Annotated in this window: 21 protein-coding genes and 1 pseudogene; 7 read left to right on the top strand and 15 right to left on the bottom strand. The window is 64.0% G+C overall.

From position 1 onward, the window contains the following. Window positions 1–246 precede the first annotated feature (246 nt). A complete protein-coding gene (locus tag AC0L2M_RS09575; protein WP_473534676.1) occupies window positions 247–2301 on the bottom strand; it encodes a BTAD domain-containing putative transcriptional regulator in 2055 nt (684 codons plus the stop codon). A 232-nt stretch (window positions 2302–2533) separates the two neighbouring features. Here AC0L2M_RS09575 and AC0L2M_RS09570 point away from each other — a divergent pair, with 232 nt between their 5' ends. From AC0L2M_RS09570 to AC0L2M_RS09560, 3 genes and pseudogenes are all read left to right on the top strand, one after another. Then, complete coding sequence (locus tag AC0L2M_RS09570) at window positions 2534–3622, top strand: PLP-dependent cysteine synthase family protein (RefSeq protein WP_287283823.1); 1089 nt, start codon at window positions 2534–2536, stop codon at window positions 3620–3622. 20 nt (window positions 3623–3642) lie between these two features. Then, window positions 3643–4914, top strand: coding sequence for an aminotransferase class I/II-fold pyridoxal phosphate-dependent enzyme (locus AC0L2M_RS09565; protein ID WP_473534675.1), 1272 nt, complete (start codon window positions 3643–3645; stop codon window positions 4912–4914). A 110-nt stretch (window positions 4915–5024) separates the two neighbouring features. Next, window positions 5025–5546, top strand: a pseudogene (locus AC0L2M_RS09560) (pyridoxal-dependent decarboxylase); the annotation flags it as partial. 283 nt (window positions 5547–5829) lie between these two features. On the opposite strand, the gene AC0L2M_RS09555 reads toward AC0L2M_RS09560, so the two are convergent. The 10 genes from AC0L2M_RS09555 to AC0L2M_RS09510 all read right to left on the bottom strand — a co-directional run bounded on the left by AC0L2M_RS09555 (window position 5830) and on the right by AC0L2M_RS09510 (window position 17068). Then, complete coding sequence (locus tag AC0L2M_RS09555) at window positions 5830–7470, bottom strand: ABC transporter substrate-binding protein (RefSeq protein ID WP_473534674.1); 1641 nt, start codon at window positions 7468–7470, stop codon at window positions 5830–5832. 389 nt (window positions 7471–7859) lie between these two features. Then, complete coding sequence (locus AC0L2M_RS09550) at window positions 7860–8540, bottom strand: isochorismatase family protein (protein ID WP_473534673.1); 681 nt, start codon at window positions 8538–8540, stop codon at window positions 7860–7862. Between the two features lie 142 nt (window positions 8541–8682). Beyond that, a complete protein-coding gene (locus tag AC0L2M_RS09545; protein WP_473534672.1) occupies window positions 8683–9987 on the bottom strand; it encodes a M24 family metallopeptidase in 1305 nt (434 codons plus the stop codon). 306 nt (window positions 9988–10293) lie between these two features. Then, window positions 10294–11271 (bottom strand): GlxA family transcriptional regulator, encoded by a 978-nt coding sequence (locus AC0L2M_RS09540; protein ID WP_473534671.1) that lies wholly within the window; start codon window positions 11269–11271, stop codon window positions 10294–10296. Window positions 11272–11468: 197 nt separating this feature from the next. Further along, window positions 11469–11657, bottom strand: coding sequence for a DUF1059 domain-containing protein (locus tag AC0L2M_RS09535; protein ID WP_023802667.1), 189 nt, complete (start codon window positions 11655–11657; stop codon window positions 11469–11471). Between the two features lie 129 nt (window positions 11658–11786). Then, window positions 11787–12968 (bottom strand): cystathionine gamma-synthase, encoded by a 1182-nt coding sequence (locus tag AC0L2M_RS09530; protein WP_254017567.1) that lies wholly within the window; start codon window positions 12966–12968, stop codon window positions 11787–11789. Beyond that, window positions 12965–14392: a pyridoxal-phosphate dependent enzyme gene (locus tag AC0L2M_RS09525; protein ID WP_473534670.1), complete on the bottom strand. Its 1428-nt coding sequence runs from the start codon at window positions 14390–14392 to the stop codon at window positions 12965–12967. Before AC0L2M_RS09525 ends, AC0L2M_RS09530 begins: the two co-directional genes overlap by 4 nt. Before the next feature lie 192 nt (window positions 14393–14584). After that, window positions 14585–15934, bottom strand: coding sequence for an FAD/NAD(P)-binding protein (locus AC0L2M_RS09520; protein ID WP_473534669.1), 1350 nt, complete (start codon window positions 15932–15934; stop codon window positions 14585–14587). A 37-nt stretch (window positions 15935–15971) separates the two neighbouring features. After that, a complete protein-coding gene (locus AC0L2M_RS09515; RefSeq protein WP_023802671.1) occupies window positions 15972–16424 on the bottom strand; it encodes an RrF2 family transcriptional regulator in 453 nt (150 codons plus the stop codon). A 458-nt stretch (window positions 16425–16882) separates the two neighbouring features. Further along, on the bottom strand, window positions 16883–17068 hold the full coding sequence (locus tag AC0L2M_RS09510; RefSeq protein WP_473534668.1) for a hypothetical protein: 186 nt from the start codon (window positions 17066–17068) through the stop codon (window positions 16883–16885). A 305-nt stretch (window positions 17069–17373) separates the two neighbouring features. Between AC0L2M_RS09510 and AC0L2M_RS09505 the strand changes: the two genes are divergently transcribed. From AC0L2M_RS09505 to AC0L2M_RS09495, 3 genes are all read left to right on the top strand, one after another. Beyond that, a complete protein-coding gene (locus AC0L2M_RS09505) occupies window positions 17374–17733 on the top strand; it encodes a septal ring lytic transglycosylase RlpA family protein (RefSeq protein ID WP_023802673.1) in 360 nt (119 codons plus the stop codon). Between the two features lie 267 nt (window positions 17734–18000). Continuing rightward, complete coding sequence (locus AC0L2M_RS09500; RefSeq protein WP_128171021.1) at window positions 18001–19278, top strand: polyhydroxyalkanoate depolymerase; 1278 nt, start codon at window positions 18001–18003, stop codon at window positions 19276–19278. A 161-nt stretch (window positions 19279–19439) separates the two neighbouring features. Continuing rightward, entirely contained in the window at window positions 19440–20057 is a 618-nt protein-coding gene (locus tag AC0L2M_RS09495) for a transglutaminase-like cysteine peptidase (RefSeq protein ID WP_091592049.1), read from the top strand. A 269-nt stretch (window positions 20058–20326) separates the two neighbouring features. Here AC0L2M_RS09495 and AC0L2M_RS09490 read toward each other — a convergent pair whose 3' ends face one another. Genes AC0L2M_RS09490 through AC0L2M_RS09475 form a run of 4 tightly spaced genes read right to left on the bottom strand, consistent with a single transcriptional unit; the run spans window position 20327 to window position 23121 of the window. Beyond that, window positions 20327–20692 (bottom strand): helix-turn-helix domain-containing protein, encoded by a 366-nt coding sequence (locus tag AC0L2M_RS09490; protein ID WP_023802676.1) that lies wholly within the window; start codon window positions 20690–20692, stop codon window positions 20327–20329. A gap of 42 nt (window positions 20693–20734) precedes the next feature. Further along, window positions 20735–21265, bottom strand: a complete 531-nt coding sequence (locus tag AC0L2M_RS09485) for a Smr/MutS family protein (protein ID WP_128176589.1) — start codon at window positions 21263–21265, stop codon at window positions 20735–20737. Next, complete coding sequence (gene mltA, locus AC0L2M_RS09480; RefSeq protein WP_473534667.1) at window positions 21262–22395, bottom strand: murein transglycosylase A; 1134 nt, start codon at window positions 22393–22395, stop codon at window positions 21262–21264. Before mltA ends, AC0L2M_RS09485 begins: the two co-directional genes overlap by 4 nt. 24 nt (window positions 22396–22419) lie before the next feature. Next, a complete protein-coding gene (locus tag AC0L2M_RS09475; protein WP_473534666.1) occupies window positions 22420–23121 on the bottom strand; it encodes a Tim44/TimA family putative adaptor protein in 702 nt (233 codons plus the stop codon). Between the two features lie 199 nt (window positions 23122–23320). Here AC0L2M_RS09475 and AC0L2M_RS09470 point away from each other — a divergent pair, with 199 nt between their 5' ends. Further along, the gene (locus AC0L2M_RS09470; protein WP_473534665.1) at window positions 23321–23815 is read left to right on the top strand and encodes an FxsA family protein; all 495 of its coding nucleotides are present in this window, start codon (window positions 23321–23323) and stop codon (window positions 23813–23815) included. The last annotated feature ends 221 nt before the right edge of the window (window positions 23816–24036 follow it).

Here is a 24036-nt window from a genome sequence, read left to right as displayed (position 1 = left end):
GGTTTGCGATTGCCACTGAGATTCGCCGCTGAAAGTGCTGTGGACCTTCGCTGCCGGCCAGTCGGGCAGACAAATCTCCAACGCTGGCGATTGGCATAAACCACCACGACTTCGTCATCCTAGGGCGAAGCAAGGAGCGAAGCGACGCGGCGCAGACCCTAGGATCCATGCCGTTGCCTTGCGGCAGTGCTCCAGCGGAGCAGGACCAAACGCTACCTAGGCCGAGTCAGGGCCGCGTGGGTTGGTTCACCCCAGCCCAATCCGCCTGGCGCCCTGCCGGAACATGGCCTCGGCGTCCGGCTCGAAGCGGAAGGTGCCGATGAAATCGTCGGCGCAGTAGTTCGGCAGCGTCTTGCGGATGGCGGCCGCGAAAGTGCGGGCCTCGTCAAGCCGCCCCGCCAGCGCAAGGCAGTGCGCCGCGATCGCCAGGATGATGGCATGCGCGTTGGGACGGGCGGCGGCCTTCAGCGCCCATTCGGCGGCCTCGTCGAACTGCCCGAGGCGGACATGCGCCATCGCCCTGGCGCCGAGCATGCCGAACAGCAGCGGATCGAACGGACTGAGATGGCGCGAGTGATCGGATGAACCGATCGCCGCGTTCGGATCACCCGACTGCGAGTGGACAAACGAAAGCGCGTAATGACCGAGCGCGAAGTTCGGGCTGAGGTCCACCGCCCGTTCCAGCTCGATGAGCGAGCCGTCCTGCTCTCCGCGCAACCACAGCGCCCGGCCCATGGCCCAGTGCGCGGCCGGATTGTGATCGTCGACCAGAAGGCTTTGGCCGGCAGTCTCGAAGGCGAGCGCGCTTTCCTGGTCGCGGTCTCCCCAGCGCTGAAAGGCGTTCTGCCAATGGGTGAAGGACAGGCCGGCATAGGCGCGGGCGAAGGTCGGATCGAGCTTCAGGGCCATGTCGAAGAAATGCCGGGCCTGCTCGTTTTCCGTGCGGGTGAAGCGATACATGTGCCAGAGGCCGCGATGGTAGGCCTCCCAGGCATTCAGCGAGCTGGGCGCTTTCAGCATGGCGCGGTTGCGCTCGACCATCTCGATCTCGGCGGAGATCGACGAGACGATGCTGTCGCCGATGTCGTCGAGGACGGCAAAGATGTCGTCGGGCCTGCGTTCGAAGGTCTCGGCCCAGACGATCCTGGCCGTGCGCACCTCGACAAGTTCGACGCTGACGGCGACACGGCCAGCCTGGCTGCGCACCGTCCCGGTGGCGACGTAGTCGACGTTGAGTCGCCGGCCGGCATCTTCCGGCGCGATGTTCTTTTCGGCCAGCGCAAAGACCGAGCCGCGGGCGATGACGAAGAAATCCCTGAGCTTGGCCAAACGGGTGATGATGTCGTGGCTCAGGCCGTCGGCCAATCCACCGCGAGAGGGGCCGCCGCGAGGGCCGCCGATCCCGGCTTCCTCGACAAACGGCATCACCGCGAGCGAGGCCTTTGACGTAGCAGTATCGGCATGGGGAAGCACAATTGACGCTTGCGCGGCTGCCGGCAACAGCGCCGGCTGCGCCCGGAGCGTCGCGGCAGGTCGTTCGCTGCGGATCGACCGCCATGCCTCACGAACGCGTCCGAAATCCAGATCCTCCGAAGCAAACAGCTGCGCCGCCGAGGCAAGATGGTCCTCGCAGGCGGCGATCTGCCCGCGTCGCGCCAGGCTTGTCAGAAGAGCCACGTGCGCGCGCTCGTCGAACGGATTGAGTTCCAGCCATGTCTCCAGATGCGCGGACATTTCGTCGGCATCCGCCGGCAGCTTGCTGACCAGCTGTTCCAGAATGGCGGCGTGCCACGAGCTGAAGCGGCGGCGTTGCGCGATCAGCCAGCTGTTGAAATGCGGGCTGCGGTCGATCTCCAGCCCGTCGAGGAAGTCGCCGACGAATAGTCTGGACAGGGCCTGCAGCCGCTCAAGATCGAGCGTCTCGATGCCCGTGGCGGCGGCCGAGGCGACATCGAAGGCGTCGACGGAAACGCCCTTCAGATCGAGCGCGACCGTGTCGCCTGATGTTTCGATCCTGTGGCGATCCGGTTCGTCAAGAATGCCCCTGAGCTTGCTGAGGCACCAGCGAAGCTCGCCGCGCGGATCGTTCGGCACATCCCACAAAAGCTCGCACAGACGGCTGCGGCCGACGGCATGCGGCGCGAGCGCCAGATAGGCGAAGAGCGCGCGCAGCTTGCGCGATGCCGGCAGTTGCACGGTGGCGCCGTCACCGATGACCGTCAGCGGCCCGAGCAGCCGCACGGACAGCCCGGCCGCTGCGCCGTCCAGGCTCGATCGAGCGGATTCCACGTGCGTTTCCACGCTTGCTCCCACGCTGGCCAGTTGTCCTCTGTTTTACCATCGAAAGCGATCGAGGGCATCCGGCAACGAATTTTCCGCGCCGGTTGCCCGCATTGCCAGCTTTCCGGGCCGCGTTGACGGCAACGGACCGTATCGCGGCAAGGTCTCGAAACCTCGCCGCCCAAGCCGCCGGTTTGTAACCGGCTCGTGACAACGAACACCTCGTGACGACAACAAAAAGGGGAGAGCAGACATGTTGCAGCAACGGAAAATCAGGACCACGGCCGGTCGCGGCCGCCTGTTCGACAGCATTATCGACACGGTCGGCGATACGCCGGTGATCAGGATCAACAATCTCGGCCCCGATCATGTGACGATCTATGTGAAGGCCGAGTTCTTCAATCCGGCAGCGTCGGTGAAGGACCGGCTGGCGCTCAACATCATCGAGGAGGGCGAGCGCAGCGGCGCCCTGAAACCGGGCCAGACCGTCGTCGAGGCGACCAGCGGCAACACCGGCATCGGTCTGGCCATGGTCTGCGCGCAAAAAGGCTATCCGCTGGTGGTGACGATGGCCGACAGTTTCTCCATCGAGCGGCGCAAGCTGATGCGCATGCTGGGCGCCAAGGTGGTGCTGACGCCGCGTGCCCAGAAGGGTTTTGGCATGTACAACAAGGCGGTCGAGCTCGCCAAGGCCAATGGCTGGTTCCTGGCCCGCCAGTTCGAGACCAAGGCCAATGCCGCCATTCACGAGGCGACGACGGCGCGCGAGATCATCAACGACTTCGCCGCATCGCGGCTCGACTGCTTCGTCACCGGCTACGGAACCGGCGGCACCGTCGTCGGTGTCGGGCGCGTGCTGCGCCGCGAGCGTCCCGAGATCCGGATCGTGCTGGCCGAACCCGCCAATGCCCAGCTCATCGGCAGCGGCAAGGCGCAGGAGCGCGGCGCCGACGGCGCACCCGCCGCCAGCCATCCGGCCTTCGAGCCGCACCCGATCCAGGGCTGGACGCCGGATTTCATTCCCAACGTCCTGCAGGAGGCGGTCGACGCCAGCCTCTATGACGAGGTCGTGCCGATTGCCGGGGCCGAAGGCATCAAATGGGCCAAGGCGCTGGCGCAAAAGGAAGGGATTTTCACCGGCATCTCCGGCGGAGCGACCTTTGCCGTGGCACGCCAGATCGCCGAAAAAGCTGCACCCGGCTCGGTGATCCTGTGCATGCTTCCCGACACCGGCGAACGCTACATGACGACGCCGCTGTTCGACGGCATCGAAGCCGAGATGGACGCGGAGGAAATGGCTCTTTCGCAGTCGACACCCAGCGGCCAGTTCCCGGCCGAGTAGCAGGAGAGGGAGAAACCACCATGGACGCGACGCCAAAATCCTTTGGCATGGCTTTCGAAGAAACGCTCGACATGCCCCGCCTGCAGCAGGGGGAGTGCGTCGTGCCAATCGCCACCGTGTCCAGCCGGATGCTCGCCGTCACAGAGGAAATGCGCACGGTCATGGATTTTGCGCGAAACGTCCTGGAGGGCGACGGCCTGGGGCCCGATGCCTGCGATTTCATGTTCGGCAATCCGCAGGAAACGCCGTTGCGTGGATTTGTCGATGCATTGATCCGCCACGTCGAGCCACAGGATGTTCACTGGTTCGGTTATAAAAAGTACGATGCGCTGGCGCGCGAAACGGTGGCCCGTTCGCTCAGCCAGGCGCGAAGCCGAAACTACAAGCCAGACGACATTGCGATCACCGCGGGAGGGTTCGGCGCGATAGCGGCTGCGCTGCTCGCCGTGCTCGAGGTTGGAGAGGAGGTCATCTATCCGCGTCCCGGCTGGTTCGCCTATGGTGCCCAGATTCGCGGCGCGGCAGGGACACCCGTCGCCGTCGACCTAGCACCGGGAACCTATGACCTCGATCTCGAAAGGATTGAGGCAGCGATCACCCCGCGCACCCGCGTGGTGGTGGTCAACACGCCGCACAACCCGACCGGCCGCATCTTTCCCCGCGCTCAACTCGACGCGCTCGCCGACAAGCTCGCGGCCGCGTCCGAAAGATTTGGCAAGGTGATTTATCTCCTTGCCGACGAGCCCTATGCGCGACTGGTGTTTGACGGCCATGCGCATATCAGTCCGGCCGAGAGCTATCCGCACACGCTGATCGCCTATTCCTTCGGCAAGACCTTGCTCGCGCCCGGCGAGCGCCTGGGCTGGCTCGCACTCGGGGCGGACATGCCCGAGGCCGATCGCATACTGTTGCGCGAGGCTGTCGACATAGCGCAGGTTTCGCACGGTTGGGCTTTCGCCGGCCGTACCCTGCAGCGGGCACTGCCTGATCTCGAGAAGCTCAGCATAGATGTCGCAGCCCTTGCGCGGCGCCGCGATCGCATGGTCGAAGGCTTGAGGGCAGCGGGATACGACCTGCCGGTGCCTGAAGGTACCTTCTATCTCATTCCACGCTCCCCAATACCGGACGACATGGCCTTCGCGGCACGCCTCGCAAGTGACGGTGTCTGGGTGCTGCCCGGCAGCGTCGCCCAATTGCCTGGACGTCTGCGGATCAGTTTGACTGCAAACGACGGCATGGTGGAGCGCTCTTTGCCCGTCTTTGCGCGAGCGATCCGGGAAGTCGCAGCCTAACTCCTCCTGGCGAGCAGGAGCTCACACAAGGGCTTCTGGTCCATCGCTTGAGCGATGGCTGGCGGCCCGTTGCAATCGACTGCTGAATGCCAAATTAATAGGTCCTGATCCTAGTCAGGGATGCTTCAGCGCATCGCAAACCCTTCGCGGTGACGCCGGAATATCTGGAATCGACGCCGCGCGGCCTCGCGTCGGGCCAGTGGCTGCATGATTTTGGCCTGCAGACGTCACGCGGTTTCAGGGCGCTGAAGGTGTGGATGGCGCTGAAGCAGCACGGCATCGAGAAATTCGGCCGCCTGATCGACCAGAGCATCGCACAAGGACATTATTTCGGCACGCTGATCGCCGCCGAACCGCTGCTGGAACGGGTCGCGCCACTGAGCATCAACATCGTCTGTTTCCGCTACCGTGGCGACGGGCTGACGGGAGAGCGGCAGAAGGCGCTCAACACCGAGATCATGCTGCGGCTGCAGGAAGACGGCATCGCCGCCCTTTCGGATACGACGGTGCACGGCCAGCATTGCCTCAGGGTAGCGATCAACAACCACCGCACCCGGCGCGACGACCTGTTGTTGGTGCGGGAGACGGTGCGGCTTGGGCAGGAGATTTCAAGGCCTGGCGTCGCCGGCTAAGGATCCTGGCAATCACCTCAGACAAATCACAGCGCCCAAGCGTGTGGGGTGATCGACTGTTGATGTCGGCGCTGCCCCTCACCTGCCTGCCGGCATCCTCTCCCCGTAGAACGGGGAGAGGGGCGCTTTCATTAATGGTTTCATTCAATCACCAGCGTTACTGGAAGGGCACCGGCATTGAGGCCAGCCCCTTCTCCCCGTCACTATACGGGGAGAAGTGCCCGGCAGGGCGATGAGGGCAGCGCAAACCTGAAACGATTGCCCCTGTGCCCCGCAACGAGGATCACGCCTCGAGCCAGACCTTTTCGAAATGCTGCTCCAGAGACTGATGCTGCTCGCAGCCGTGCACGCCCTTGCGGAACGTCCGGTAGACCGAGCGCCAGTAGGGCTGGATGATGATGCCGGAATCGCGCAGATTCCGCTCGATCTTGGCCATGATCTCCTTGCGCGCGCTGGCGTCGGGTGTGGCCAGCGCCTTGTCGAGCAAGGCGTCGAACTCCGGATTGGCGTAGGCGGTCTCGTTCCAGGCAGCGCCCGATCTGTAGGCCAGCGCCAGCACCTGGACGCCCAGCGGCCGGCCGAGCCACTCGGTGCAGGAGAAAGGATATTTGCTCCAGTCGTTCCAGAACGTCGCCGCCGGCAGCACGGTCCGTTTGACCTTCAGCCCGGCGTCGCGCATCTGCGCGGCGATGGCGTCGCCGGTGTTCTTCTGCCAGTCGACATCGACAGAGATGAGCTCGTATTCGTGATCGGACTTGCCGGCCTCGGCAAGCAGCGACTTGGCTTCGTCGACATTGCGGACGGACGGGCCGATATCGGCGTATTCGGCATGCATCGGGCCGACATGATGGTTCTCGGCCGGCTTGCCGCGGTCGTCCATGCCGATCTTCAGGATTGCGGCATTGTCGACGGAGAGCTGGGCGGCGCGCCGCACCCTGATGTCGTCATAGGGCGGATTGCCGACGTTGAAGCGCGCGACGATGGTCGAGCCGGTGGCAAGCTCGGAATTGCTCAGACCCATGGCGTCGGTCTGCGAGACGGTATCGGCGGCGGTTTCGTGGTTGGTGTCGATCTCGCCCGATTCGAAGGCCGAAAACATCGCATTGGGATCGGAGCCGTAGTCGACCCATTGGATGCCGTCGAGCCAGAAATCGCCCTTCCACCACGGCTTGTCCTTGCGGCGGACCTCGGCGCCGACCTCGGCGTCCCATGCCACCAGTTCGCAAGGTCCAGTGGTGATCGCCAAGGCCTTCAGCGGATCGCCGTCGCCGTCGTAGCTGCGGTGCATGATCAGCGCCGGATAGTCGGTCATGCCGGCAATCAGCGAAATGTCGGGCTTCGGCAGATTGAGCCGGACGGTAAAGTCGTCGACACGCTCGATGCCGCCGTCGATCGGCTTCTTGGTGGCGGCGTCGACCAGCGCCCCCATCCGCTCGGCGACCGAATTGCCGGCAACGCTCGCATCGCACCAGCGCGTCAGGTTGTGGACGACGTCGTCGACGTTGAAAGTGTCGCCGTTCGACCAGGTGATGCCCTTGCGGACGTGCAGCGTCAGCACGCGGGCGTCGTCGCTGGTCTCCCAACTCTCGAGCAGCCACGGCTCGAAGGTGAAGTCGCGGTTCCAGCGTACCAGATACTCGTTGCACTGGCGGGCAACATTGGACATTTCGACGCCGTCGAAGGTGCGCGGGTCCTTCCAGCCCTTGACGTTCATGGCGACGCGCAAGACGCCGCCGCGCTTCGGCTCCTGCGCCCTGGCCGGGGAAGGCGCGAGACCGACCAGCGCCAGCGCGCCGGCGACGCTGACGCCAAGTGCTGCCATGGTGGCGAGATATTCGCGCCGGTTCATGCTGCCTTTTTTAAAACCGTCGGCGACGGGCTCGGCCTGCGGATGCAGCGCTCTTTCGGTCAGCATCAACTTCATCGTCGAATCCTCCCTGTCGGCGCCCGGTCGACCGCTTCGCGGGGGCGGATGCGGTCGCCGGGCGCCCTTGGCCATAGGCGATGATAGTGCGGGATTCAGCGGGAAAGTGTTCGGGTTTCCGCAGGCGTTGTGCGCTGTTCCGCAGAAGCTTGCGCTACTGCGGCGCAGAACCTTTCGAGACGCCGGCGGGACAGCGCCCCCCTCTGCCCTACCGGGCATCTCCCCCACTTGGGGGGAGATCGGCTGTCGTCCCGGCTTTCGCCAATTTCCAACATCGCAGCAGGAGCGCAGCGCCGAAACTGCCAATCTCCCCCCTCGTGGGGGAGATGCCAAGTTTTGGCAGGGAGGGCAGGACAGAGGGGGCGCGAAGGATCGCCAGCCTTCCTGGTTCAGAGCTCGGCGTATAGCCGGGCGGCGTTTTCATAGGTGAAGCGCAAAGGCACCGAGCCCACGACCTGCCATCCATCGACCGTCTCGCCTGCCATCAATCGGCAGGCGCCGTCGGTTGTGGTGACGGCGCCGCCATAGAGCCGGTTGGCAAGGTTGAGGATGGCGGTCTGGTGCATCGCCGTGCTGCCGCTGCCGCAGGCGTCCTTGACCAGCAGCACCCGAAAGCCCGATGACACCGCATCCCTGACGGTGGCGTCGATGCAGGCCTCGGTCCATACGCCGGCAACGACCAGCCACTCGATGCCTTCGGCCTTGAGCCGGCCGGCGGCAGGGCCCGCACCGAAGGCGCTGGCCTCGGTTTTGACCAGCATCATCTCGCCGGCGACCGGCGCCACTTCCGGACAGATCGCCGTCAGCGGATCGTCCTTGTCGGAGAAGGCCGACCTGCCATTGGCATCGACCGGATGGAACCGCCGCGCCTCCCTGGTGAGATCGACGATATAGGCCGAATGATAGAGCAGCACATCGTTGGCCCGTGCCGCCGCCTGCAGGCGCTGGACGTTGGCGAGGATGTCGGCAAAACCCTCGACCAGGTAACGCTTGTCCTGCCGATGCTCCTCCTGGAGGTCGACGAACACCGCGGCCACCGTGCCGCGTTTGATCGAGACCGGGCCCTTCATGCGGACACCTGAACTTCGTCATTCCAGGGCGAAGCAGCCGCGAAGCGGCGTCGCGAAGGCCCTAGGATGACGAGAGCATGGGCTCTGCGGCTACTCCCGAAGGTTTGCGATACCGCACCTCGATTGGTGGTGGATGCTGGGATCAAACTTCTTTCTCCAGAAAGTCGTCCTCATAGGGAAAGCGCGACAAAAGCTCGGTGCCGGTCTCGGTGACCAGGATCTCGTCCTCGAGCTTGACGCCCTCGCGTCCGCCTTTCTCGCCGATATAGCTCTCGACGCTGACCACCATGCCGGGCACGACAAACCCGTCGCGGCCATAGGTCTCGTAGTCCATGGCGTGCGCGATGAACGGCGTCTCGCCATGCATGCCGACGCCGTGCATGACAGACGTGTAGCGCTGGTCGACGAAGCGATCCGGGATCTTCCAGGCCTTTTCGGCAATTTCGCGAAACGCCATGCCCGGCCTGACGATCGAGATGTTGTGCTGAACCTGGTCGTGGGCCATGCGGTAGAGCGATTTCTGATAATCCGTCGGCTTGCCCGGCCCGCAACGGAAGGTGCGCGAGAAGTCCGAATAGTAGCCGTAGCAGCCGATCGTATCGGTATCCAGCGCCAAAAGTTCGCCGGGCCTGATCTTGCGGCCGCTGGCTTCGTTGAACCACGGGTTGGTGCGCTGGCCCGAGGTCAAGAGCCGGGTTTCGATGAACTCGCCGCCTTGGCGGATCACCTCGTGATACATGATGGCGAACAGGTCGTTCTCGGACACGCCGGGCTTGATCGCCTCGCGCACCGCATAGACGGCCGCCTCGGCGCCGGCCATCGATACCTGCAGGCATTTTACCTCTTCGAGCGTCTTGACCGCCCGCACGGCGAGGATCTCGCCCTGGCAATCCCGGACCTCACAGCCGCGCTTTTCCAGCGCCAGCGCCTGCAGATGGCCGCAGCGGTCGAGGCCGAGCTTCATCGAGCCGCCACCATGCGCCTTGACCAGCTCCGTGATTTCGTCGGCGAACGGGCCGGCGGTCTCGTCGTCGCGGCCCGACACCGAAGACCACACCAGCTTCGACGGCCGCGCCTCGTCGATCGTGTCGAGCACCATCGAGACATGATAGCTCTGCGGATATTCGAACAGCACGATCGGCCCTTCGGTCGGGATGAAGAAGTAGCGGGTCGAGTTGCGCAGAAAATAACCGAACATGTTGCGCGAGCCGGTGGCGTAGCGCTGGTTGTAGGGGTCGAACAGCACGACGCCGCCATAGCCGGCCTCGCGCATCCAGGCACGCAGCTTCGCCAGCCGGCTTTTGCGCAGCGCGTCCGCATCGATGAAGGACGGCTCGGTGTCGGACAGCCACATGCCGCCGGCCGGATCGGCCGCCGCCGGGTGGCGCATGCGGTTCTTGAAGTCGACGTCCTCAGTGCTGTCGGGGTCGAACACGACAATGCTCATGGGTGCCTCCTGGAAGCCCTGAACATAGCGGTGCACCGCGAAGAGGCTGTGCGGAATCCCGCAGATGTTGTGCCGGATACCGCTTGAAGCCGTTCCGTGATGCTCTAGGGCGCCCCCTCTGTCCTGCCGGACATCTCCCCCACTTGGGGGGAGATTGGCAGCTTCGGCGTTCCGCTCATTCCTGTAACGTTGGCGATTGGCGAAATCAGCGATGACACCCGATCTCCCCCCAAGTGGGGGAGATGGCCGGCAGGCCAGAGGGGGGCGCTGTCCCGCCGTCGTTGCGCCGCGTCAGCGCGCGGACGCCTAATGCCTCCGCGCCACCTTCGGCGCATGCCCATGCTCCTCCCGAAACGCCCGCGCAAAGCTCGACATCGAAGCAAAACCGCAGGCCAGCGCCACGTCGCGAACCATCAGCGTCGAATGCGCCAGGAGGTCGGCGGCGCGCTTCAGCCGCAGGCGGCGGTAATAGCCGTTGGGCGAGATGGCGAGCTCGGAGCGGAAGTTGCGTTCGAGCTTGTCGGAGGAGACGCCGAGCTTTTCCGCCAGCGCCGCCATGCCGAGCCGCTCCTCCACCGCATCCTCCATGATGGCGATGGCCGCCAGCACCAGCTCGTTCTGGACGCCGGTGCGTAACCGCAGCGGCATCAGCTTGCGGTCGACGCTGGAGCGCAGCGGGCTGTGCACGAACCATTCGGCGACGCCGGCCGCGAGTTCGGCGCCATAGTCTGATGTGATGATCTCCAGCATCATGTCGAGGCTGCCGACGCCGCCGGCCGAGGTGAAGCGCTTGCGGTCGATCACGTAGAGATCGCGCCTGAGCTCGACGTCCGGAAACGCCTCGGTGAACGCCGCCTGGCTGGTCCAGTGCAAGGTGCAGGCATGGCCGTCGAGCAGGCCGGCCCGCGCCAAAAAGAAGGCGGCGTCCGCCACCGCGCCGATATGGGCGCCGCCGCGCAGGCTCCTGCGGATCCAGCTCACCGCGTCTTCGGCCACTAGATGATCGGCATCGCCGCCCGAGCAGACGACGATGCGGTCGACCTTCGGCGCATCACCGGCAAAAAAGCCGGGCTGGATGACGACCCCGTTCGAGGCCGCGACCGGGCCTTCAGCGGCGCCGACGATGATCCAGCGGTAGCATTCTTTCTTGGCCAGCACGTTGGCCGCGCGCAACGGCTCGATGACCGAACTGAACGCCATCATCGGAAAGCCGGGGAAGACCAGCACCGCGAAGGTGGGCGGGGCGTCGTTTGCCGTCGGCTGGTCTCGCTCTCGAGTAGTCATGACTTCAACCGTGCCTGTGGGCAATTGCAGGGAAGGCCACAATTCCGCCGGATGCCACTCAGGTCAACGGGCGGTTGGGTCAGTTTGAAAATTTCATCGCGCCTAGGCGTTGTCGCCTATCGGCCGAACTCCTAAATGCTTGCCGTAGCATTGGAGATAGTGACGGTCGCACTGCGCGGCCCGTATAAGAAGCGAGTTTAGGTCGCTAAAATTAGCTTCTTGACCTGTTTACGGTCTTCCGGCGACCATTGCTTCGGGTCTTCCCCGTGAGCGATCGCGCCGTGAAGCTCGACGTGCTTCATCACTTCCGCCTCGGTCTCTGCCGTGAACATCGCTGGACAGGCCTCGTTTCCCGGATAATCCCTGCAACGATACGAGTAAGCCATGACTTTCCCTCCAGGTTGCCCCGATAGCAAAGCGAGGGTACGTCGCCTTTGTCAATTCACAGTTGGATGCGCCAGTCAGCCGGGAAATTTCAAACTGACGCCACTATCCAACAGGGCACGGACCCCCCCTCACCCCCCCAGCGCCTGATCCAGATCGGCGATCAGATCATCGCCGTCCTCGATGCCAGCCGACAACCGCACCAGCGAATCGGAAATCCCGATCTCGGCCCGCTTCCCGGCCGGGATCGAGCCATGTGTCATCAGCGCCGGGTGCTCGATCAGGCTTTCGACGCCGCCGAGGCTTTCGGCCAGCGTGAACAGTTGCGTGTGTTCGAGGAAGCGTTTGGTGCCGGCGAGGTCGCGGTCGAGCTCGACCGTGATCATGCCGCCGAAGGCGTGCATCTGCCGCCTGGCGATGGCGTGCTGCGGGTGGCTGGGGAGACCGGGATAGATGACGCGGCGGATGTCGGGACGGCTTTCCAGCCAGTGCGCGATCTTCTGGCCGTTCGACGAATGGCGCTCCATCCTCAGCGCCAGCGTCTTGAGGCCGCGCAGCGCCAGAAAACTGTCGAACGGTCCGGAAATGGCGCCGATGGCGTTCTGCAGGAATTTCAGCCGGTCGGCGAGATCCTTGTTGTCGCCGACCACGGCGACGCCGCCGACCATGTCGGAATGGCCGTTGAGGTATTTCGTCGTCGAATGCACCGATATGTCGATGCCGAGCTCCAGCGGCCGCTGCAGGTAGGGGCTGCAAAAGGTGTTGTCGGCGACCGAGAGCACGCCTTTGCGCCTGGCCAGGGCTGCGACCGCTTCGAGATCGACGACGCGCAGCAGCGGATTGGTCGGCGTCTCGACCCAGAGCAGCTTGGTTTCCGGGCGGATCGCCGCTTCGACCGCGGCCAGATCGGTGAAGTCGACGAAGTCGACCTGCAAATTGGCCGAGCGCTTGCGCACCCGCTCCAGCAGCCGGAACGTGCCGCCATAGATATCATCGGTGGCAACGACATGGGCTCCGGAATCGAGCAGTTCGAAGATCGTGGCGATCGCCGCCAGCCCCGAGGCGAAAGCGAAGGCGGCTGCGCCGCTTTCGAGATCGGCCACCGCGCGCTCGAAGGCAAAGCGGGTCGGGTTCTGGCTGCGGGCATATTCAAAACCCTTGTGCACGCCCGGGCTCTGCTGGCCATAGGTCGAGGTCGCATAGATCGGCACCATCACCGCGCCGGTCGTCGGGTCGTGGCTCTGGCCGCCATGGATGGTGCGCGTCGAGAAGGCCAGGCGGTTGCTGCCCGAAACGGTGGCTTTGATGGTCATCTTGCGCGGCGCCTCAGATGGTTGATCAGGTCGATGCGGGTAATCAGGCCGATGAATTCGTCGCCGTCGAAGACGATGGCGACCTCGTTGCGGTCGAACACCGGCAGCAGCGCGTCCAGCGTCTGGCTGGCCTGCAGCGTGTGCAGATTGGAAGTCATCGCCGTGCGCACCGGGGCCTTGAAACGGTCCCAGCGGCTGTCATAGGGGCCTTCGACGTGGGCGAGGATATCGCTTTCGTCGACGATGCCGACCAGCTTGCCGTCGTCCAGCACCGGCAGCTGCGAGACATCCGAACGGCGCATGCGGCCATAGGCGTTGAGCAGGCTTTCGTCCGGGCCGACAGACACGATGTCGCCGGTGCGGTGCGTGCGCATCACCAGGTCGCGCAAATCGCCATGCTGCTCGTGCTCGGCGAGGCCCTGCTCGATCAGCCAGAAATCGTCGAACACTTTCGACAGATATTTGTTGCCGCTGTCGCAGACGAAGGTGACGACCCGCTTCGGCACGGTCTGCTCGCGGCAATAGCGCAGCGCTGTCGAAAGCAGCGTGCCGGAGGACGAGCCGGCGAGGATGCCCTCCTTGGAGAGCAGGTCGCGCACCGCCAGCATGCTCTGCTTGTCGGGGATCGAGTAGGCCTTCTTGACCAGCGACAGATCGGCATTGGGCGGGACGAAATCCTCGCCGATGCCCTCCACCGTCCAGCTGCCGGCCTCTTGCATCTTGCCGGTCTTGATCAGGGGCGCCAGCACCGAGCCGACCGGATCGGCGAGAATCATCTCGGTCTTCGGCGAGGTTTTTGCGAAATAGCGGCCAAGCCCGGTCAGCGTGCCGCCCGAGCCGACGCCGACGACCACTGCATCGACGTCACCGCCGAGCTGCGAATAGATCTCCGGACCGGTCGTGGTTTCATGGGCGTCCGGGTTGGCCGGATTGGCGAACTGGTTGGCATAGAAGGCGCCGGGCAGCTCGGCGGCGATCTTTTCGGCCATGTCCTGATAGTATTCGGCGTGGCCCTTGCCGACATCGGAACGGGTCATGCGCACTTCCGCGCCGAGCGCCCGCAAATGCTGGATCTTTTCGCGCGACATCTTGTCGGGCACGACCAGGATAATGCGGTAGCCCTTGGGGATGCCGACCTGCGCGAGGCCAAGGCCGGTGTTGCCGGCGGTCGCCTCGACAATGGTGCAGCCGCGCTTCAGCTTGCCCTGTTTTTCGGCGTCGGCGATCATCGACAGCGCAATTCGGTCCTTGATCGAGCCGCCGGGATTCTGGCTTTCGAGCTTGATGAACAGCCGGCACTTGCCGATGTCGAATTTGGTCAGCTCGACAACCGGCGTCTGTCCGATCAGGTCGAGAACCGATGCATAGGGCGGACGCAGGCGGGACATTTCCCTGTCCGGGAGGGCAATCTTGTGCACGCTCATGCTGATGCTCCATGGTCAAGCGACCGCCTTGGGCAGGCTGTCAGCCTATCTTCTTTTCCAGCCGTTTGCAGTCTGAAAGAAGATAGATCGTGCCAATCCATTGGCCAGACGGGGAATGGGATTCCGGTGGGGCCGCTCCGTCACGCCAATCACGATAAGGTCGCGGGACAGCACCGCCGTAGAGCGCCGACCTCACCCCAGCAACCGCTTCCCCAGCCTTGCACATTGCACACGAATATCCGGTATGGCGTCGATCTCGAAGAAGGTGCCGCGGGTCAGTGGCCCGACCGCCAGGATCTTGGCCGAGACGGTGCCGTCGCTGGCGATGACCTCGCAATTGTCCGATACGTCGAGGCCAAGGCGAAGCGGATCCGGCCGGGCCAGCCCGCGGTCGACCAGCGACCGCACCACGCTGTTCGACGTTGTCGAGATGTCCCTGGCGATGCCGGTGCAATCGTAGATGCGGGCGACGTCGAACGTCTCGATGTTTTGCGTGTGACGCGACTGGACCTGCACGCTGAATTCGTCGCCCGCCGTGATGCCGACGACGCGCCCGGCGACAAGCCGGATGCGGCCCGACTTCACCGCCTCGGTGACACGGGCATAGACTTCTGGCGCCATGCGATGGCGGTGGATGTCCCACCACGCCTTGGTGTGCTCGACGAAGCGGCGCTTGGCCGAAGACGGCCAGTTCTGCCAGATCTTCTGGTTGAACGGCCTGAGACCGTCGACGACGTCGCGCCAGTCGATGCCGGCCTTCTGGTTTTCCCGGATCAGGTCGCGAAACCAGCCGACGAAATAGGAGAGCTGGGTGCCGAGCGGAATGTCGGCGACGTCGAGCTTGATCGGATTGCCCTTGCGATGCGGCGAAGGCATCAGGCCGCGCCGCGACACCGCAATAATCTCGCCGCGATGGCCGCGTTGTTCAAGCGACAGGAAGGCATCGACCATGCTCAACCCCGTGCCCAGCACCAGGACCCGGGCTTCCCCGTCGAGCACGGTGTCGGCCTCCGATCCCATCCTGATCGCATGGCCGTGGCCGGCACCTGGCTCCTCGTCATGTCCGGTCGCCAGCACGGCAAGGTGGGCGACGACGCTGGTACCGTTGGCCAGCGCCACCTCGACCCCGGACCCGGTCGGCGAGATCGACAGGCTCTCCTCGCGGATCAGGCGAAGACGCCCCGTCTCGCGGGCCTCGAGCTCGTCCAGCAGTTCCTTCAGATAGCGGGCGTAGACGCTGCGCGGTGCGTAGACCGGCGCCTGCTCTGGCGTTGCCAGGCCGCGCTCAAGCAGCCAGCGCCAAAAATTGCCGGGGTCATCGGCATGGGCGCTCATGCCGGCCGCGCTGACATTCAGCACATGCGCCGACAGCAGCGTGGAATAGGCGATGCCCTGGCCGAAATGCGGGCGCTTTTCAATCAGCGTGACACGCAGATCGGGATTGGGCGACTTCAACAGATGCGCGGCAAGGACGACGCCGCTGGCGCCGCCGCCGACGACAATGATCGAACTTGGGACAATCGAATTTGCGCGGCCGGTCATGCGCGCACCAATTGCCTGAGGAGCCGTCCGTTCCGGCTCAGGCCTGGATTTTCAACGCAGCCGAAAGGTCGTCGTCGCCGGCGATATCGCGCATCTCGGCGAGGCTGCGCTGATCCAGCACCTCGGCGATCGCTTGCCGGACCTCCAGCATCAGATGTCGGACTTGGCATGTCGCCTCGTTGCAGTCTTCACAGCGCTGATACCGGGTGCGGCTGGCGCAGGGAATTGGGGCAAGCGGCCCGTCGAGCACGCGCACGACGTGGCCGATCTTGATTTCATCCGCCGGCCGCGCCAGGCGGTAACCGCCCTCCTTGCCCTTGCGGCTCTGGACAAAACCGGCATTGCGCAGTTCGCCGAGGATGGCGTCGAGAAATTTCTTCGGGATGTTGTTTCCGGCGGCGATATCGCCGACGAAGGCGAGCTGACCAACCGGCAGCCGCGCCAGATGGACGAGCGCCTTGAGGCCGTACTTGCCCTTTTTTGTGAGCATAGACCGAACGTTTCTCTGTCATGCGATGGCGAAGGGCCACCGGTTGCGAAACGCCTGGCGTGCGTCCCCACCGCGTCCGCGTCCAGGCTTTCAAGACACATAAATTCTAGTGACATGATATACAAGACGGCACCATTGATTTTGCTTGATTTTTTAAGCCGCTGCGACGACTTGCCGGACGTTTTTCCTCCTGAAGCCGCGAGGCACGGCAATGGCGACAGCCGGCGCTCGGCACTCATGCGGGTGATCGCCGCGATATGGACATCGCTCATCGTTCTCCCAATTCCTGTAATGTCGATAAGACTACTATACTTAGCCGCGATACAGGAACCGGTTTTTAAATCGTCGGCCATTCGCAGCATTCATTTGCCGAAGCTGCGCGCAAAACAGGAAATGCGTGTTTGCGGCGGGCCGCGCATTCGCCGGTTGACCGAAACGCCGCCAGGGCCGTTCGAGTGTCAGGGGAGCGAACGGTTCGCCCACACCAGCCCGCCCAGGCCAACCAGCGCAGTGACGATGCCGATATAAAGCCATTGCGACTGGCCGGTCATGAAGCTGCCGCCGACGAAGCCGATGCCCTGCAGCGACCACAGCGCACCGAGGGCGAGCACAATCAGCGCCAGCAGATTCTTGATCAATCTCATCACCGGAATTCCCTTCCCAAGTCGATCGTCAATTCCGCCATGGCCGCGATGGCAAGGCGAAAGGAAGCGACCCGCTCGCTGTCACATCTACTTGCATGATAAAGCCGGGTCTTGCCGGAAACACCCCGGTGCTGGTGCGAAGACCACCAAACATACATCGGCGCAATCCCGACATTCCATGACAGACTGTTTCGCGCCGACTCCAAACGTGTACTATTGTCATGGAACCGCCAGACGACTGCCGCATTTGGTGCCACATTCCATCCGTAACGGCCGGGTCTGTCAAACGGAGCCCCTTGCCGCAGATGAAGAAACCCAACCGGACCGCGCTTGTCGCGGCGGCGATAGCGGCCGGCCTGATGGTCGGCGCATCCACCTCCCCTGCCGCCGCGCAATGCGGCCGCGCCTCCTGGTACGCGCTGACCTCGAAGACCGCTTCCGGCGAGCGGATGAACCCGTCGGCGCTGACCGCCGCGCACCGCACCTTGCCTTTTGGCACCAGACTGAAGGTCACCAACCGCAAAAACGGCCGCAGCGTCGTCGTGCGCATCAACGACCGCGGCCCGTTTATCAAGGGTCGCGTGATCGACCTGTCGAAGGGCGCCGCGGGGCGGCTCGGCTTCATCAGCTCAGGCCATGCTGCTGTGTGCACCGACCGCGTGTGAAATGGCCGCGCCGCTTTGCGGCCAGGCGGATGAGGGGCAGCGCAAACCCTGAAGCGATTGCCCATGCTCTCTCCGGCATCTTTCGCAGCTGCACAATAAGCCGGCTGCCGCCGTTCAAAACCGTTTTTCAACGCCTTAGACAAAAGTATAAGCATAAATCAATTCAATTGACGTATTGCATCGCAGCAGTTTGTTGTTAACCTTTGCGCGAGAGATTCAAGGCTCGGCACTGCTGTCGTCCCTTCGGTCGCAGCAGCGGAGTTCTCGATGTTTTACCAGCTCTACGAATTGAACCACGCCGCCGTGCAGCCGGCCCGCGTCTATGCCGATGCGGTGCGGATGTTCTACACCAATCCGCTCAATCCGTTTGCGCACACGTCCTGGGGCCGCTCGGTCGCGGCGACGGCCGAATTGTTCGAGCGCACGACGCGTCGCTACAGCAAGCCGCAGTTCGGCCTGACCAGGACCGTCGTCGACTGGAAAAGCGTCGCTGTCACCGAAAAGACGGTGTGGTCGCGGCCGTTCTGCAATCTGCTCCGTTTCGAGCGGGCGGTTCCCGCCGGCCGCCGGCCTGATCCGAAGCTGCTGATCGTGGCGCCGATGTCCGGCCACTACGCGACGCTGCTGCGCGGCACGGTCGAGGCGATGCTGCCGCATGCCGACGTTCACATCACCGATTGGGTCGACGCCCGCATGGTGCCGATCAGCGAGGGCAGCTTCGATCTCGACGACTATATCGACTACATCGTCGACATGCTGCATGCGCTGGGCCCCGACACCCATGTCATGGCGGTGTGCCAGCCGTCGGTCCCGGTGCTGGCGGCGGTGGCGCTGATGGAAACGCGGGGCGACCCGTTCGTTCCCTCGACGATGACGCTGATGGGCGGGCCGATCGACACCCGCCGCAATCCGACTGCGGTCAACCTTCTGGCCGAGGAAAAGGGCACCGACTGGTTCCGCGACAACGTCACCATGCAGGCGCCATGGCCGGTGCCGGGCTTCGGCCGCGAGGTCTATCCCGGCTTCCTGCAGCTTTCGGGCTTCATGAGCATGAATCTCGACCGCCACATCATCGCCCACAAGGACTTCTTCATGCACCTGGTGAAGCATGACGGCGACAGTGCCGAGAAGCACCGCGACTTCTACGACGAATATATGGCGGTGATGGATCTGACAGCGGAGTTCTACCTGCAGACGGTCGACACCGTGTTCGTACGCCATGCTCTGCCCAAGGGCGAAATGATGCATCGCGGCGTCGCCATCGATCCCGCCGATATCCGCAATGTTGCGCTGTTCACGGTCGAGGGCGAGAACGACGACATTTCCGGCCTCGGCCAGACCCAGGCCGCGCACGACCTCTGCATCAACATCCCCGCGGACAGGCACGCCCACTACATGCAGCCGGCGGTCGGCCATTACGGCGTCTTCAACGGCTCGCGCTTCCGCTCCGAAATCGTGCCGCGCATCGTCGACTTCATCACCAGCTATGGCCGCCAGACCCGCGTTGCGGTGAGGCCGAAGCTGGTTCGCACCGCCAAAAAGTAAAGATGTCCCGGATGGCAGCCGCCGTTCAAGTCGACCTGTTGCACAATAGCCGCGCTTTCGGCGGCGCGGGTAACCATATCGCAAAACTGGCCGTTGGTATAATTGACAGGGACTGTAGATCGCCCTTAACGTTTCATTAACAACAAGGGACGAGGGGGACAATGATTTCCTCACCAATGGCGAGAGGGCTGCGCGTGTGCGCCCTGTTAGGGCTGGCACTTGCGACAGGCTGGTCTACGGCGGCTTCGGCGGCCGGGCCAATGGCAACCGGCGGCCCGACATCGCAGCCGATCGGCCATTACGATTTCTGCAAGACCAGTCCGGCCGAATGCTCGATCCACCCGGGCAATCTCGCCCCCGCCACCATGACAGGCGCGCTCTGGCGCAAGATTCTCAGCGTCAACGCCAGGGTCAACAACGCCGTCAAGCCGATAAGCGACATCGATATTTACGGCAAGGACGAGGTCTGGGCCTACCCCGTCAGGGGCGTTGGCGACTGTGAGGACTATGTCCTGGAAAAGCGCCGCGAATTGAACCGCTTGGGCGTGTCCTATGCCAATCTTCTGATGACCGTCGTGCGCAAGCCGGACGGCGAGGGCCATGCCGTGCTGACCGTGCGCACAAGCAAGGGCGACTACGTCCTCGACAATCTCGACGGAAAGGTCCGCTCATGGGACCGGACCGGCTACCGCTTCCTCAAGCGGCAGGCGATCGACAATACCGGTCGCTGGGTGTCGATCCGTGATGGCCAGCCGGTTCTGGTCGGCGCGGTCCAGTAAGGTTCTTGCAAGCGACCACTGGATCGCTGCGTTTCGCGTTACCTGTTCCAGGCGTTTGCGCTGCCCCTCACCTGCCTGCCGGCATCCTATCCCCGTATAGGGACGGGGAGAGGGGTGCTGTCATTGACGATTTCGCCAATCGCCGGCGTTGCAGGCCACGTTCGCGATCAGCCTCTTTCTTCCCGTTTACGGGGAGAAATGCCCGGCAGGGCAATGAGGGGCGGCGCCAACATCGACAATTGATCGCCTCCACACGAGTCGGGCAAACCCTACGTCCGCCCCAGCGCGGCGCGGATCGATGCGGTGATGCGGCGAAGCTCCGCCTCGTCTAGTTTTTCGATGTTTTCGGCCAAGACATTGGCAAGCTCGGTGGCGGCGGGGCTGAGGCCCGACGTGTCGAGTTTTACCCGCGGGTGCGAGGTCTCGGCCAACCGCGCAAGTTCTTCGGCATCGTCCCAGATGACATTGAAATAGCCGATGATCTTCTGGATCAGCGTCCAGGTCGGCGCGCCGCGGCGGCCGTGCTCCAACGCCGACAGATAGGCGGCGCTGACGCCGATCGCCCTGGCCATGGCCTTTTGGCTGACGCCGCGTTCGCTCCGCAGGGCGCGAAGCTTTTCGCCGAACGGGGTCACAAGTCCATCCTCGTCGGGTGCATTCTCATGCGCGCATCCGCATCAGCGCGCGCGCCGCAGGCGGACATAGAGCGCGCCCGAGCCGCCATGCTTGCGGGCGGCGTGGTCGTGGCTGGAGACCAGCGGCCTGAATGCGGGTGTCGACAGCCAGGCCGGCACGGCGCGCCGCAGGATGCCGTCGCCGCCGGACGAGGAGCCCTTGCCGGTGATCACCAGCACATAGCGGATGCCGCCGGCATGCGCCCGGTGCAGGAAGGAGAACAAAAGCGAATAGGCTTCGTCCTGGCTCAGGCCGTGCAGATCGACGCGGCCTTCGATCGGCAGCCGACCCTTCGACAGTTTTTCCAGCGTCGGCTCGTCGAGCGCATGCGAGACATGCTGCGTCCTGGCTTTCGTGGCCGTAGCAGGAGCCATCGCCTGGTCACGCAGCATTGGCTTGCTGCCATCAGCGATGTCCGGGCCAATATCTGGGATGTCGATGGCGGACTTGCCCTTCAGCGGCTTGGCGGTGCGCGCCACCAGGTTCCACAGCACCCGGTCGTCCTCGCTCAGCCTGTCGATGCGCCGGGTCATCGCCCCGCCCCCGGCACAAGCCGACGCGGGATCAGCGCGTAGAAATCGGCAGGGTTGCGGACAACGCCGGCGATCTCGCCGGCCGCATCTCCCGTACCAGTGAACAGGTCGCCACGGGCCGGGCCGGTGATGGCCGAGCCGGTGTCCTGCGCGATCATCAGCCGCCGGAACGGCTTGTTGTCGAAAGCGGTCAGCGACGGCCCATCGATGTAGAACGGCGTGCCGAAGGTATGCAGCAGACGGTCGACAGCGACGGAGCGGCCCGGCGTCAGCGGCACTTTTGCGGCAGCGATCGGCCCGAGGTCCGGGTCGTCGACCGCCGCCTCGCTGACCGAAATCTCGCGGAAAAAAATATAGGAGCGGTTGCGCCACAGGATCTCGTCGATGCGCTGCGGATGCGCCTTGAACCAGGCGCGGACCGACTGCATGGTTACCGCTTCCAGCGGGATTTCGCCTAGCTCACTCAGGATCTTGCCCGGTCCGGTAAAGCGCTGGCCGGATTTGGCGGCATAGGTGACGCGGCAAAGCCGGCCGTCGGTCATGGTGAGCCGCGCGGAACCCTGTACGTGGATGAAGAAGGCGTCGACCTTGTCGGCGAGCCAGGCGATTTCCAATCCCCTGTGGGCCAAACCCTTGACGAGCGCGCCGCGCTCGATCTCGCCGCGGTCGAAATACTCGACCGGTCCGTCCGGCGTCGCGCGGCCGAAGGCGAGATAGGGATCCATGCCGACGGGCCGGTTGCCGTCGTCGATGTCGACGAGATCGGCCGGACGCGACAGCAGCGGCACCGTAAATCGTTCGGTTCGCACCGGCGAAGCGTCGACCACCGGTTCATAGAAGCCGGTGACGAGGCCGGCGCCGCCGCTTTCCGCCGCTATGTGCGCCGGGATGAAATGCCGCTCGAAGAAGGCGCGGGCTTCGCGCCGGTCGGTTGGCGACACGGTGCGGGCTGCAGCATAGGCCTCGGTGAAGGCATTGAAGTCGACACCGAGCCCGCCGGAGCGATAGGGTTTCGCCAGGATGTGAAAAGCCGAACGCCGGAAAGCGGCGAACGCAGCCAGATGGTCGTCCTCGTCCCAGCCGGGCAGATCGTCAAACGACTTTTCGCGGAACGCCTGAGAAAGCGACACGACAGACCCCGCCGTGGTCCGGGCTCAGTCTTCTTCTTCGGTGGCGACGAGCTTCCAGTTCGGGTCGCGCGAGCGCGTATCGCGGGCAAAGGTCCAGACATCCTTGACCTCGGCGACGGTTTCGGGATCGCCGTCGATGACGGCGCCGGCCTTGTCGCGCGTTGCCGAAATCAATTCGCTGACGATGCGCAAGGTGATATGCGCCTCGCTGCCCTTCATCTCGGCGGAAACTATGTCGGCCTTGTCGATGCCGACGAAGGAGGATTGGATCTTTTCCGACTTCGCCTCGCGGTCGCCGATCGCCGCGACAAAGCCGTCATAGACCTCGCGCGACAACAGGTTCTTCAGCGTCTTGCGATCGCCATCGGCATAGGCCATGACGATCATCTCATAGGCCATCTTGGCGCCGTCGACGAAGGTCTTGGGGTCGAATTGCGGATCATTGTCCTTGATCGCGCGCAGGCCCTTGTTGAGATCGGTGTCAGGCTTGGCGAAGGCGTCGATCGCCGCATAGGCGTCGATTGCCGGCTCTCCCGGCGCTCGCTTGCGCGGCAGCGAAACCACATTCTCGGGTTTTTGGGCGTCGTCGCGGGTGCGGCCCGCCGTATAGGGATCGAACGGCGGGCGCTCGCTGCCGGTGCGGCGGCCTAGCACATTGCGCAGCTGGAAAAAGATCACAACCGCCGCAACCAGAAAGAAAATCGTGCCGAAGTCGAAGAATCCCATATCTTCCGCCAATCAATCCCTACTCCGGCCGGACCGCCCGGCCAGGCAATGGCTGCGGTCGCATAGCGTTCAACATCCAAAGCATATAGAACGCAAGCTGCAATCATTCAAATTAAAGGCAGGCATACCTATCTAAAAGGTTCAGTGCCAGCGGCGATTGCCCGCCTGCCGGCAAAACATCGAAACGATCGGTCAAGATTTGCGCATTTCGCTGCTTCCCCTGTTCATCCTCGCGCTTCCGCTGCTGGAGATCGCCGGTTTCGTCGTTGTCGGCCGGGAGGTCGGCGCCCTGGCGACGGTCGGCCTGGTGCTGGCTTCGAGCATCGCCGGCGCGCTGTTGCTGCGATACCAGGGGTTCGGCGTCATGACCCGGGTCCGTGCCGAAATGGACGCCGGACGAGATCCAAGCCGTCAGCTCGCGCATGGCGCCATGGTCGTGCTGGCGGCGATCCTGCTCATCATTCCCGGCTTCATCACTGACATTTTAGGCATTCTGCTGCTGCTGCCGCCGGTCCGCGACCTCGCCTGGCGCCGGCTGAAAGGCCGCATCGTGATGGCCACCAGTTTCGGCACCGGCGGATTCCGGGCCCGGCAACGCGACAAGACCATCGACCTCGATGACAGCGACTATTCGCGCGGCGACGAGCACGGCCCCGAGCACAACTCCCCCTGGAGCCGCCTCAAGGACGAGTAGATCGCCTCGAGGACGAGTAGCCCGGCGCGGCTCTTTCCTTGTCCCCTTGTGGGAGAAGGTGGCCTCGCGAAGCGAGGTCGGATGAGGGGTGTTCCAGCTTGGCACCGACGGCGATGCTTCCAACACCCCTTGTGTCTCTAGAATCATGATCGGGTTGGCGGGTGACCCGGGTCATGACCGGATCACCCGCTGCGGCGGAAGCCCGTACACCCCTTGGTATG

Source organism: Mesorhizobium sp. WSM4806 (assembly GCF_055811635.1).
Note: the sequence above shows the minus strand (reverse complement) of the source record. Positions and strands in the feature narration are given on the sequence as shown.

Excerpts from the sequence above, each read along its gene's own strand:
- AC0L2M_RS09570 (WP_287283823.1), top strand. The coding sequence starts at position 2,534 with ATGTTGCAGCAACGGAAAATCAGGACCACGGCCGGTCGCGGCCGCCTG.
- AC0L2M_RS09565 (WP_473534675.1), top strand. The coding sequence starts at position 3,643 with ATGGACGCGACGCCAAAATCCTTTGGCATGGCTTTCGAAGAAACGCTC.
- AC0L2M_RS09555 (WP_473534674.1), bottom strand. The coding sequence starts at position 7,470 with ATGAAGTTGATGCTGACCGAAAGAGCGCTGCATCCGCAGGCCGAGCCC.
- AC0L2M_RS09550 (WP_473534673.1), bottom strand. The coding sequence starts at position 8,540 with ATGAAGGGCCCGGTCTCGATCAAACGCGGCACGGTGGCCGCGGTGTTC.
- AC0L2M_RS09545 (WP_473534672.1), bottom strand. The coding sequence starts at position 9,987 with ATGAGCATTGTCGTGTTCGACCCCGACAGCACTGAGGACGTCGACTTC.
- AC0L2M_RS09540 (WP_473534671.1), bottom strand. The coding sequence starts at position 11,271 with ATGACTACTCGAGAGCGAGACCAGCCGACGGCAAACGACGCCCCGCCC.
- AC0L2M_RS09535 (WP_023802667.1), bottom strand. The coding sequence starts at position 11,657 with ATGGCTTACTCGTATCGTTGCAGGGATTATCCGGGAAACGAGGCCTGT.
- AC0L2M_RS09530 (WP_254017567.1), bottom strand. The coding sequence starts at position 12,968 with ATGACCATCAAAGCCACCGTTTCGGGCAGCAACCGCCTGGCCTTCTCG.
- AC0L2M_RS09525 (WP_473534670.1), bottom strand. The coding sequence starts at position 14,392 with ATGAGCGTGCACAAGATTGCCCTCCCGGACAGGGAAATGTCCCGCCTG.
- AC0L2M_RS09520 (WP_473534669.1), bottom strand. The coding sequence starts at position 15,934 with ATGACCGGCCGCGCAAATTCGATTGTCCCAAGTTCGATCATTGTCGTC.
- AC0L2M_RS09515 (WP_023802671.1), bottom strand. The coding sequence starts at position 16,424 with ATGCTCACAAAAAAGGGCAAGTACGGCCTCAAGGCGCTCGTCCATCTG.
- AC0L2M_RS09510 (WP_473534668.1), bottom strand. The coding sequence starts at position 17,068 with ATGAGATTGATCAAGAATCTGCTGGCGCTGATTGTGCTCGCCCTCGGT.
- AC0L2M_RS09505 (WP_023802673.1), top strand. The coding sequence starts at position 17,374 with ATGAAGAAACCCAACCGGACCGCGCTTGTCGCGGCGGCGATAGCGGCC.
- AC0L2M_RS09500 (WP_128171021.1), top strand. The coding sequence starts at position 18,001 with ATGTTTTACCAGCTCTACGAATTGAACCACGCCGCCGTGCAGCCGGCC.
- AC0L2M_RS09495 (WP_091592049.1), top strand. The coding sequence starts at position 19,440 with ATGATTTCCTCACCAATGGCGAGAGGGCTGCGCGTGTGCGCCCTGTTA.
- AC0L2M_RS09485 (WP_128176589.1), bottom strand. The coding sequence starts at position 21,265 with ATGACCCGGCGCATCGACAGGCTGAGCGAGGACGACCGGGTGCTGTGG.
- AC0L2M_RS09475 (WP_473534666.1), bottom strand. The coding sequence starts at position 23,121 with ATGGGATTCTTCGACTTCGGCACGATTTTCTTTCTGGTTGCGGCGGTT.